This is a genomic window from Lysinibacillus sp. FSL R7-0073 (genome assembly GCF_038009065.1).
Classification (GTDB): Bacteria; Bacillota; Bacilli; order Bacillales_A; family Planococcaceae; genus Lysinibacillus; species Lysinibacillus fusiformis.
On sequence record NZ_JBBPAS010000002.1, the window covers coordinates 125,580 to 136,684 of the forward strand.

10 protein-coding genes are annotated in these 11,105 nt (G+C 35.9%); all 10 read right to left on the reverse strand.

Annotated elements, in window-relative coordinates; all coding sequences use genetic code 11:
- Window positions 1-77: 77 nt before the first annotated feature.
- Entirely contained in the window at window positions 78-1,778 is a 1,701-nt protein-coding gene (locus MKY88_RS24490) for a hypothetical protein (protein WP_340814893.1), read from the reverse strand.
- Between the two features lie 15 nt (window positions 1,779-1,793).
- The gene (locus MKY88_RS24495; RefSeq protein ID WP_069483489.1) at window positions 1,794-2,591 is read right to left on the reverse strand and encodes a hypothetical protein; all 798 of its coding nucleotides are present in this window, start codon (window positions 2,589-2,591) and stop codon (window positions 1,794-1,796) included.
- Window positions 2,592-2,606: 15 nt separating this feature from the next.
- Window positions 2,607-3,011 carry a hypothetical protein gene (locus tag MKY88_RS24500; RefSeq protein WP_340814894.1) on the reverse strand — a complete coding sequence of 135 codons (405 nt, stop codon included), beginning with the start codon at window positions 3,009-3,011 and terminating at the stop codon, window positions 2,607-2,609.
- Window positions 3,012-3,098: 87 nt separating this feature from the next.
- On the reverse strand, window positions 3,099-3,782 hold the full coding sequence (locus MKY88_RS24505; protein WP_328204386.1) for a hypothetical protein: 684 nt from the start codon (window positions 3,780-3,782) through the stop codon (window positions 3,099-3,101).
- On the reverse strand, window positions 3,757-5,604 hold the full coding sequence (locus MKY88_RS24510) for a hypothetical protein (RefSeq protein ID WP_328204385.1): 1,848 nt from the start codon (window positions 5,602-5,604) through the stop codon (window positions 3,757-3,759). Before MKY88_RS24510 ends, MKY88_RS24505 begins: the two co-directional genes overlap by 26 nt.
- Window positions 5,605-5,619: 15 nt before the next feature.
- Window positions 5,620-6,330, reverse strand: a complete 711-nt coding sequence (locus MKY88_RS24515; protein WP_069483493.1) for a hypothetical protein — start codon at window positions 6,328-6,330, stop codon at window positions 5,620-5,622.
- Window positions 6,331-6,422: 92 nt separating this feature from the next.
- Window positions 6,423-7,055: a hypothetical protein gene (locus tag MKY88_RS24520; RefSeq protein ID WP_025115885.1), complete on the reverse strand. Its 633-nt coding sequence runs from the start codon at window positions 7,053-7,055 to the stop codon at window positions 6,423-6,425.
- Between the two features lie 58 nt (window positions 7,056-7,113).
- Complete coding sequence (locus MKY88_RS24525; RefSeq protein WP_340814895.1) at window positions 7,114-10,125, reverse strand: hypothetical protein; 3,012 nt, start codon at window positions 10,123-10,125, stop codon at window positions 7,114-7,116.
- Between the two features lie 30 nt (window positions 10,126-10,155).
- On the reverse strand, window positions 10,156-10,833 hold the full coding sequence (locus MKY88_RS24530; RefSeq protein WP_193834013.1) for a hypothetical protein: 678 nt from the start codon (window positions 10,831-10,833) through the stop codon (window positions 10,156-10,158).
- Window positions 10,833-11,105, reverse strand: a 273-nt coding sequence (locus MKY88_RS24535) for a hypothetical protein (RefSeq protein ID WP_340814896.1), incomplete at its 5' end; no start/stop codon positions are given. The genes MKY88_RS24530 and MKY88_RS24535, both read right to left, overlap by 1 nt.

Below are 11,105 nucleotides of genomic sequence, written 5' to 3' on the forward strand. Positions count from 1 at the left end.
AACTCTCTATCTTTTTATTACTTGTCATCGAACAACTAACTACTACAAAATGCAAAAACCCAGACAAAACGTCTGGGTTAAAAATTCAGTAAGTCTTGAATCTTTTTCTCTATATATTGGGTATTACTAGAAGTATTCATAATATTAGCTTTGACTTCTACTCCCATCTTTGAGGATGGAGAAACGTTCACATCGACTCCTACAAGACCCATCCCTTTTAAGATAGTATTAATTGAAGCGACTAAATTCAAAGAGTTCGTAAATCGTTGTGATTTGATGTTTGGTATATGATTAATGCCGGCATTTAAAGATTGTGACTCATGATAGCCGTAGTCTCCTAGGAGCATTCCTTCGTTTTGGATCGTTTTCACATTTACATTTTCCAACTCATTTTCTTGTCTCCAAATGGGACCAGGTAAATGCTTTTCGCCAACAGAGATCCTATTTACTTCTTGATCCATTGGTTCTTGTCTCCAAGTATTCTTTAATTTCTTTTTTGTGTAAGAGGAGTAATTCTTCAGTGTTTCTTCTTGTTTCTCCAGTCCTTCTTCAAAGAAATTATTCTGAGGAGCAGCACTAATTAATTTTGCCCAACTAGTACTTCTGCTCGTTCTGTAAATTGTAGCTACATTCGTAATATAGTCTAAAGGTTCTTTAATTTCAGAAGTATGAGGACCTTTTAGCTTTTCTTCGATCTTTTGATACGATCTTGCTTCATACTCGTTAATAGCTCTTTGTGTTCCTTTAGTGTCCTCCGTTTTTAATCTTAGTTCAGAATTCCTCTCAGATGCTTTGACATCCGCTATGATGCTTAACCCAGAGCGTACTTCATCTTCTTTGATTACTCCTAGACTTGCCATTTGACTATTAAACATTGCTCTTCGGTAAACGTCCGTGTTTGCCCCTACGATTTCTTCTAATGCAAGCGTGCCTAATTTACCTATATGAGTAGAGCTGATATCTCCGGAATTTGTAACATCCGAGTAGATATTGTACTCTTCTAAACTTAAGAGTCTTTTGCTAATTGTTAATTCATCATTGATAAACCTTGAATATTCTATGAGTCTGTCTTTCAATAGCACTTGTTGCATGTTATCTTCATTTCGTGCCTTTTCAATGATTGCCTTGTTTTCAACTTCAATCAGAACTTTGGAATCTCTATCATCTAGATGATTTATGCGATTATGTTCAACCTGAATAATTGACTCTTCATCTGTTGTGATTTGAGTAAGTCCCCATTTTGCCGTACTGAATGGCGTAATGAAAGTAGTTAATGGTGCACCTTCCATGTTACTCCGTCTAACCGTTTCCTTTTTAATGGCAGTTTTCCATTTCTCTTTATTATTCAACTCGTTAACAATATTCATTGGAGAAATCATCTTATTCTTATCAACACGAATCGGTATGGAGATATTCAAATCATTCAATAAGTGAATAGTTTCTTCTCCATTTCCTTGTTTTACTTTTCGAGCTTTATTTAAATACCAAATAGCAAACTTGATAGCTCCCTCAACAATCTTAAATGTATTGCCATTAGTGTGTTCAGTGCTAAACGGTGTGTCTGCCAGGTGTAATTTAGGTTCCTCAATTTCTGTAAAGTCTAGGCTTACTTCCCCCAGCACTCTAGATGAAATACCAGAGGCCTTAGATAATAACTTTCTACCGCCATCTTGATATAAAAAAACTGCGCCAGCCCCAACGGCTAACGCAGACTGTGCGGTAGATAGCTTGTTATCCAGTAAACTTTTATTGGCCATGTCTTTTAATTCATCTGGCAATGCTATCACTCCTTATTAGAACCCTGGTCTAAGTGCAGGGGATACAGAATCAATACTGTCAACCATTCCTGCTTCACCTTCAGTTAGAATTGTATCACCGAAAAAGTTAATTTCCGGAAACTTTTCCTGAAGTTTTCTCATTTCTTCGAGTTTTTCAGGTGTTAATTTATTATTCTTTGTGCCACCTCTTATTGTTGTTTGATCATCTTTTGGTGGTTCAGGCATACCCTCTAGTTCTGGAGCAAATTGCTCTGTTTTTTCATAGAAAGATTCCATTTGAACATTTTGATCAATAAATTGCAAGCCACGCAAATTATGAAGCTTCCATTCTGCACGAGACAAATATTTTGTTGTTTTCTCTATATCCCATGCTTCGATTTCTTCAATATCGAATTGAGGGAATGCCTCATTAATAACGCAAGTAATCTGATTTTCTAAATCGAACATCTCATTTCTGTAATAACTCAGCACATTCTTTCTAGATTCAATAGAATCAAGGAAGGAGTTCTGCAGTATATTTTTACATAAAATATCTGGAAGACCAGCGCTACATTCATTAAAGTCAAATTCTTGTGGCCAAAGTGTACATAAAGAACAAACTATGTCTTGCTTTTCAAGATCAGATAAATCTTCATCTTTTACTATATTTTTCCATTCAGATCTCCCTAATGATCGATAGAAGAAGACAGTACTTTCTATCTCTATCATAAACACATTTCGATGTTCCTCTTGAAGACCCAAGAAGATTTCTGTTAAATCAAGGAAGTCCCTTGTTGGTTTGGTGAATTCTTCATAGTTTTGTTTAATCTTCACAAAGACCACCCCTAATTAAAGCTCTTCTGTTTCAGATGCATCAAAGCCAGATTTAAGGATAGCACGATCGGATATCTCTCCTGCTAAACCTGCATATTCCTCAATACGCTCCGACATATCACTAGGATAAAGTGTTACAATGCTAGCAATGATGTTTTGTCTTAAGTACACATTTGCATCGGGATTTTCTTCTGATCGATAGCTCATTGCATCTACGTACTCACGACGTCTTAAACGTCGCCATATATATGTCTCATCATCTATTATGGTTTTAAAAACCTTACCGTGCTCAGCCTTCCAAGCTGCAATCTGCTCGTTTGTTAATTCAATTTTAACTGGAAGTTGTGTTGACTGCTCAAGCATATGTTCTTGAACTATTTCCTCGTTTTCTACTTGTATTAGTTCATCATGTAATTTCATGTCTTTCCCTCCTAATATGTCATTCCCTCAAATAAATATTACGTGTTGCAGCTATCTATTTAACATTAGATAGACAGATTGCAGAAACTAGATGGATATATTCCGAACATCCCTTGCTATAAATGTATAAGTTTCCGAAACCGGCTGTCCATTTTGATCTAGATTTAACATACTTGATACCAAGTAGACACCCTCGAGCATTACGTGCTCTGTCTTAGCAGACAATGAACTAGCACGTCCAAACATGATATCAATATCAAATCCTGTAAACCAAAGTGGCCTTTTACTTTGCCGAATTCCCTCATAGTTTGTGGACGTATATGAGTTATTACTTTCACTCTTAATGTTCGAATGGTTTGGAGCAGAGGATTGTCCAGCAATCACATCAGTTTCTTCACCATCGTCGTCTTTTGATACCTTCTCTCCCAAAAGTTGAACTGTACTACTCTCAAGCTTCTGTAGCAACTCGCTTAAATAATTAGATTTAGTAAAGTTAATAGTAAATTGACCATTTATAATCCTACTACCAATAGCCATCTCATCATAGACATAAGAATTATAGCCATAGAGAGGCATAGCGTTCTGCTGAATTGTATATGCAATATTAGTAATTTCATCGATATAAAAATCACCAAAATAAATTTCAGCGTCGATAGATGAATAATAGCGTTTATTAGTCGTCGCGTGCTTGTTAGAGCCCTGTCTTGTCCCATTTAAAGAACTTACATAGTTAACAAAATCAGGCCTATTTCTTATACCGTACATGGACATCGTCTATCACCTCTATTTCAAGTCCCCTATTAATGTCAATCGCATTTTTATTTTTGCCCCCAATGAACGCATAATGCGAAGATACATTTTCATTTAAATCTAAAAATTGTATGATTGCATACTCCTCCGGAATGTCAAAGTACGCAGGATTTTTAATAATGTATTTGGATACTCTTTTGGTGTAATCATTAAAAGAATGGACGATCAAAACAAAATTCCTCTTCGTTTCAGGAATTGTCATTCTTCGATTCCACTTAGAGAACTTTATATTAGACTCAAAGAATGAGTCTATCTTGATGTCGTTCTTTGTTAAGACTTCATATATGGTACTAATAACGGTATGAACTGTTTCCCATGTGCCTAGTTTAAACAGTTCTTCAATTAATCCAGTTAACCTCGTAATACGATTAATACTATCCCCAGATAAAGTGTAATAGTCGACTATCAGTTTCTCGAATTGTTCCTTTTTCGCGTTATTGACCTTTTGAACGATTACCTCTTTTTCTTGGTGAACAAAGTAGTCATGGAGGATTGTACTATGATCTTCAAATACCTCTTCTGGGAAGATTATATTAAATTCGCTCACTTTGTCGCCTTGATGATTCTCAATCCACACTAGATATGTTTCATCTCTAAGTAAGCCTGAATCAAATACTTTTACTGCGATTTCATTTTTCTTGATCTCAGTTTTGAACCAATATTCACGATTTACAAATTGCTTCTTCGTTGCAACACATAAATAGATAACTTCCTGAAAATCATCAGCTAAGAAATAATCTTCGAATTCAAAAATGATCTCATCTTTGTTGTCTATAATTGTTGGTGAACCGTAACGTGATGAAACTATGCTTTCTGAAGATAGTAGATGAATTTCTTCCTCAATTTCTTCTGGAATACCAGAACTTGAAATGCGACCTCGCTGTATAAGATAATTTATTCGCTCTTCATTCAACCTTGTTTCTTTCCATTTTTCCGTACGAGAGCTAGCAGGAATTGTAGTTAAAACTCTTGAAGAAACAAAAAGGTCATCATGATAGCCTTCTATTAAATAGATTTTATGAGGATCAAGAACAATGCTAGTCTCTCCAACTATTTTTATTGCTTTCTTGAAAATTTTTTTATCTCTATCAAGCCTATAGACTATGACTTTATTAATCTCATTATTTGGTTTGATTTTGCAATCGAATTGATTTTCGATGTACCATGTAGTAGCTGTTTCGGTTTTTACGGCTTGGTTATAGATAGCTTCAAATTTAGTGAGGATTCGTTGATAGTGTAGGATATTTTCTTTAGATCCATTCCTCAGTAAATCCACAAGGATTTCGTGGAGAGATAAATCAGACTCTTTATAATCTATTAGAGCTTGGGCAATAAGTTCTTCGGTTTCCTTATTATCTGACAGGGCTTTAAAAGCTTCTAAGCTTCTCATATCTTTAATACGAAAATATACTTCCATACCGCTCTTTGGATGAAGGATTTTATGTGTACCTGGTATATTTGGAGCTGTAATTAGACTCCCAATTTGTTGAAAATCTACAGCTTCATTATTGATATAATATTTAATTTCCTCGATTTCTCGATTTAAAATAAATTCGATTTCTTTATATTTTGAAACAGAAAATGCTCCTAGCTGTTTCTTTAAATCGGTCGCTCCAGATTTTTTGAAAAAACCTTCTTTTACAATGGAAAACGGGTAGACGTCACTTCGGACAACAAATCGATAATCAGACTCCTCCACCAATGCAGCAACTTTCGTATCTGTGATTCGACCTTTGCGTGTTAGATTCCCTTGAACATTGTAGAATTCAATTGTGTGTCCCATATTATTCACCTCACTTTAATTTGAAAATAGAATATGATTTGAGCTTTCTTTTATTTTTGGTGATGATTCAGTTGACTCAGTATTCACAAGGGAAGCAGCTATTGGCTTAGCAGAACCGCTTTCTGCAATTGCGTAAGTGTTCTTTTGAAGATAATATTCTGACGCTTTACTGCTTCCATAAGAAGCTGATCCTGAACTATTTGTTAGGTACTCAATATCTGTTGCGACGAACTGATAAGTATTCTCTGTATAAACATCATTAACAGACATAACATTTCCTTCGTTGACAATACGAATCTGATAGATTGCTAATCTAGCTTTTTGACCATATTCATTGGCCATACTAATTGTAATATTGAATGGAGGCAGTTCATCCATAATGATTAGTTGTGTGCCATTGTCTCCTAAGCCATCGTTGGCTACCCTTAATATTTCATGAGCCATATGCTTATCAAACATAGCAAATACAAGAGAGCCAGCAATAGTTCGTGGACCATACACATAATCTTTTGCATTAACAGAACCTATCGAGCGTACAGGGGCTTTATCCATATGAATTGAATAACTAATTGTTTGAAGCTCTCCAATTACACGAGAAACTTTGATGGTTTCTCCATTCTTATTTGGCAAAGCAATATCGATGGTTGCTACCATGTCACAGCCACTAAAACTGGTATACGTTTTTTTATATATAGATGTGCCTTTTCCTACAAAATCATTTGCCATATTATCACCTCTAAACTGTATTACTTGTTTCTCATTATGTATAAACAAAAAAAGAGCGAGGCTTTCACCACGCTCCATGTATAAATTCTTGTTTAAGAGGTAACAATAGAACCATCAGCATCAACAGGACGCATGTAATCTACTTTTCTTGCAACGAACGTACAAGCCTTTTCTGTAGTTACAGAGTCAATCGAGAAACCTGTTCCTTCGTTTAAGATCTCTAAGCCATAAATAACGAGTACTGCTTTTTGTCCGTATTCGTTGGCGAACGAGATTGTAACATCGAATGGAGGCAATTCATCTGCATATAATGGTGCAACATTCTCTTGAGTAATTCTACGAGTGCGCTCTTCTGCAGTCGTGTCCTGAATTTTACCAGACATAACTTTGTCCCATTCATCGATTGTCATCGGCGTATAGGCCGTGTTTGTTGCTGGATCGTTCGGATTACTACCGATACGAGTTACATTTGATTTAATTGCTTCAATTAGAGCATCTCGGTCAAAAACTGTGAACACTAAGGTTCCAGCGATACCGCGTTTACCTCTACTGAATGAACGCGGCTCTGGAGATCCCATCGTATAGACAGGAGCTTTTTCCCTACTTACAGAGTAAGTAATTGCCTGAAGTTCACCGATAACAGTGTCTCCGAATGTTGCAACAATGTCGCAACCAGAGAAAGTTGTATACGTTTTTGTATATTGAGAAGTTACACTTTCTGCCATCTTTAATTCACTCCTTAATTATTTAATAAGACAGAAGGGAAGAGGCTCCCTTTGTCTTTTATAGTTGATCCTTGACTTTAATTCGGTTACGAACCTCACGGATTTCATAGATCGGCACGATATTGTAGTCAATATCGATATACGCGAACTTCATCACTTTTGGATCAACAACTAGATTGAACTCATAAGCTTCAATTAAGGTACCTTTGATTTTCTCAAGACCTGATTTAATTGCAGTGTGTAATGAGTTACGATTCGCTTGGTTATTTTGTTTACCAATGAATGGTTCTGAAGCTTCACGGATAAGCTGCTCAACGCCACCGATAATACGAGTTACATTTAATCGACGGAATGGCGACTCTACAGGTGCCATTGTAATACCGTCAGTAACTACCAGACCTTTTGTATAAGATTGCTTGATTGTCACATAACCTTTTTGAGTTAAGCGAGTTAATTGATAATTTGTTAACTCAAAATCAAGTTCACCTAACAAAATTGGTTGATTTGTTGAAGATTGATCTAAAGGTAGATTAGAAACCATACCTGCATAACCTGCAGCACCATTCGAGCGAAGAAGTTCTCCTTCATCTGTATAGAAAGGATACTGAGTAAACACGATAGACACATTTTTACCGATTGGGTAAGGCATATTGTTACGGTCTAACATGTTGCGACCAGCAGAAGTTTTAGCATATAGATCGAAATCTAATTCTAATACTTCGTCGATACGTTTAGCTACACTAGCAATTGATCTATTGTTTAAAGTAGCTACGCCCATAATTCCGTGAGTTGGTGCTGTCTTTAAAGACGTATACGTACAATGCTGAGCCAATTGGCGAGCGAAATTATCATTTGTCTTATATGGAACATATAAGTTGTAGTTGTATGCAACTTCGCGGTCTTTAGGTAATAAAACTGGTTTAAGCTTATTGCCACCTGCAGTGAACTTATCTTCCAGTTTTTCTGTAGCTGCTGTCACACCAGAGCCAGTTGTAATTTCGATTTCCATAACATAATCATCTTTGAAAATAAGGCCTTCTTCAGCAATAGAGAACTTGAATAGGTGATTTAAAGAATGGCTCTGATTAAGCAATTCAACAAACTCTTCTAGAGTAACGCTGTTCAAAATACCAGACTGAATAATAACTTCATTTACCTCAAAATCATTCGATTGAGAGAAAATAATGGTTTCGTCTTCGTTCTCAGACATCATAGTCTGAATATCGCCAAGCATTGAAACATGCTTTGAATTCGCAATAAATTTTCCGGTATTATCCAAATTCAATTGAAGCACGTATACTCGAGTATTGTTTTCAGATAAAATGAATTTCTCGTTAGAACTAATTACTCCAGGGAATAAATCTGCTTCCGTTGCTTTTCGATAAACACGAACAGGGGACTCATCATATGCTGTAGTTGGAGTAGCAGTTAGAACGTAGATGTCTTCTTCAACAATTACAATTCCGTTTGTTCCACCAATATTTGTTTTTTCGTATAATCCGCTATCATAGATAGAGTAGATAGCAATTTCTCCTGTTTCTGTTTTGAGAAGCGGATCAACCAGCTTCTTCGCCACAACAGTACCGTTAGCAGGAGCTACCCCCTGAGACAGTTGACCTTCATCGAAGAAAGGAATTGCTGTAAATACTTCGCCACCGTAAATTGCATCTGCATTAGCCATAGTTGCTGAATCAGTAATGTTAGAAATATTGAACTCATATTTCTTTGGCAGAACAGGCGCTTTTGGATCAATAATTGGAGTTACCTCAATTAATCCTTCTAGAATTTTTGTTGAAACCGGAGAAAGAACCAAGAAGTCTTTAGGACGTGGTAATTTGCCAACAATTTTTTCATCCGCGTTACCACATGCTAAGACACGATATTTAGCATTCATATTTTCAAGCATAGAGTAGATGCCATCTTTGATTTCTTTAACACGATTTACGTCTGTTGCTGGTGTTTCCTTAATTTTCGGAACTAACTCGTTCCCAGAAGCATCTGCACGGAATTCAGCACGAGCGGTTACAGCAAAACCTGAACCTAGGCGTTGATAGATATCAAATGCATCAATATTGACTTCTTCGTAATCTTCATTGTTTTTACCGAAGACACGGTCAACAAGACCAGTAGTTTCTAAGAAGTCAAAATGCTTAGTTGAGAATACCTCTACATTTTTTAGCTGCTGTGCTAAAACCTTGTTGTCTTTAGCATATATCGGTAAGTTAGAATTTACATCTGTGTTGTATGCAAGATCTTTATAGATCATTCCGTTAAAGCCTTGATATGGCTTACTAGAACCATCTGTTATTAAGCGGTAGTTAATGTGTGTGTCTGGCGTAATGTGGTTAACATCACGACCAATGAAGTACGCACCAGGGAACAGAGATCCAAGCAAAATTTGTCGTGCTTCGAAGTCAGAACTTGTTACTTCTAAACCATCATTATCGACAATCCCTAAACGAACTACGTTATTGTATGGGTGGTCGTTAACAACTGAAATGACGTCAACTAAAGAAGAATCTTTTGTTAAACCGTAATCAAGATTTAATTTTAGTTCAAGGACAATAGTGTCATTTTCACTTACGATGGCTCCTTGCATTTTTTCAACGATTGTAGCACGTTCAGCTGGCTTAAAGATTTTGATTTTCTCTTCGCCTTCTTTATTATCATAGACCATAAAGAAGTCTTTTGCCTGATTAGTAGGGTACGTACTGCGTAAGCGCAATTTATAAATTGAATCACTATTAAACTCAAAATCCTTTGAAGCTTCTTTACCGCTGATACGCACAGCATAGATTGTGCGAGACCCCTTTTGGTAAGCATCTTCAATAGCAGAAACTAGAGTCGCTGCTTTTTTACTCCCAGATTCGTATGTCTTACCAAAGATGTATCGAGCATGCTCTGGGTTGTAGATTGGAACAGGCGTGCCTACAGGACCACTGAATGCCGTACCGACAACTACCACTGAATCAGTAGTACCAAATTGACTTGAATCGTAGCCGTAAGAGTAATCGGACTCTACTTCAGTAATAACGCCTGGCAAGAATGTTTCATTGTCGATTAAACTCATTTTTTACTTCCTCCCTTAAATTACTTGACTTTACTTAATGAAGATACCTTCAATGTCCGAATCAAACATAACGAATAGTTTTTCAATCTCAACATAATAAACTAAGTTACGAACAGACAGAAAATGACGATAGACATCATACTCTTTATCTGTTAGGTGATCTTCAAATAAAATTTCTGCTACACCGTTCTTTTTAAAGTAATGAGTGTAGGAAAAAATTAGGTCTTCAAAGACATTCATTACTCTATCTGCTTGCGTATATTCACTAGCTATTATATTGAATTGGATATAAGATTTAAATTTTTGTCCATAAATGCGCCCATGTCTTTTATCTTTGTCGCTTTGAGCCACCTCAGAAATGGATGATTCTCTTTCTCTGGGTTTCAACTCCATCAACGTTTTTCTTGATAACACCTTATATGTAATATAAGGATGATCAAATTTTTTATTCGGGTCACTGGACAATCGTTTTCCTTCATCAAAGACAAACTCTACTTGATCTTCATTCATTGCCTTAGATACAACTTTTCCAATCATTTGAATGAAATCATATAAGTTAGCACTTTTATTTGCTTTTAGTGGGGGAATGACTTTTTGCTCGTGAGACAGAATCATTGATTTTTCAACAATTTTATTAATAACATTATCCTCTTGTGCTAACAGATACTCTAGGTTGTTTGTAAACAAATTATTATCTGTTTTTTCCATTACTTCACCACTAATCTATATTTTTCTGTTGTACTTTTTGGCCATATAGATACTGTGCTCTCAACTCTACCTACCCCTACGTCTTCCTTGTAAAATACAACAGTTTCAATCTCAAATTTTCGAATAATCCAATTAGTTAATGATTCAAAGTACGTCTCTATCTCTTTTTCTATTAAAATTTTTTGATGGGGAGTATAGAGTTTTCCAGTATATTTTGAAAGATCATAGGTTCTTGATATATATTTTAAAATGCGATCAACAAAGACAGATTT

Excerpts from the sequence above, each read along its gene's own strand:
- MKY88_RS24505 (WP_328204386.1), bottom strand. The coding sequence starts at position 3,782 with ATGTCCATGTACGGTATAAGAAATAGGCCTGATTTTGTTAACTATGTA.
- MKY88_RS24525 (WP_340814895.1), bottom strand. The coding sequence starts at position 10,125 with ATGAGTTTAATCGACAATGAAACATTCTTGCCAGGCGTTATTACTGAA.
- MKY88_RS24510 (WP_328204385.1), bottom strand. The coding sequence starts at position 5,604 with ATGGGACACACAATTGAATTCTACAATGTTCAAGGGAATCTAACACGC.
- MKY88_RS24530 (WP_193834013.1), bottom strand. The coding sequence starts at position 10,833 with ATGGAAAAAACAGATAATAATTTGTTTACAAACAACCTAGAGTATCTG.
- MKY88_RS24520 (WP_025115885.1), bottom strand. The coding sequence starts at position 7,055 with ATGGCAGAAAGTGTAACTTCTCAATATACAAAAACGTATACAACTTTC.
- MKY88_RS24515 (WP_069483493.1), bottom strand. The coding sequence starts at position 6,330 with ATGGCAAATGATTTTGTAGGAAAAGGCACATCTATATATAAAAAAACG.
- MKY88_RS24500 (WP_340814894.1), bottom strand. The coding sequence starts at position 3,011 with ATGAAATTACATGATGAACTAATACAAGTAGAAAACGAGGAAATAGTT.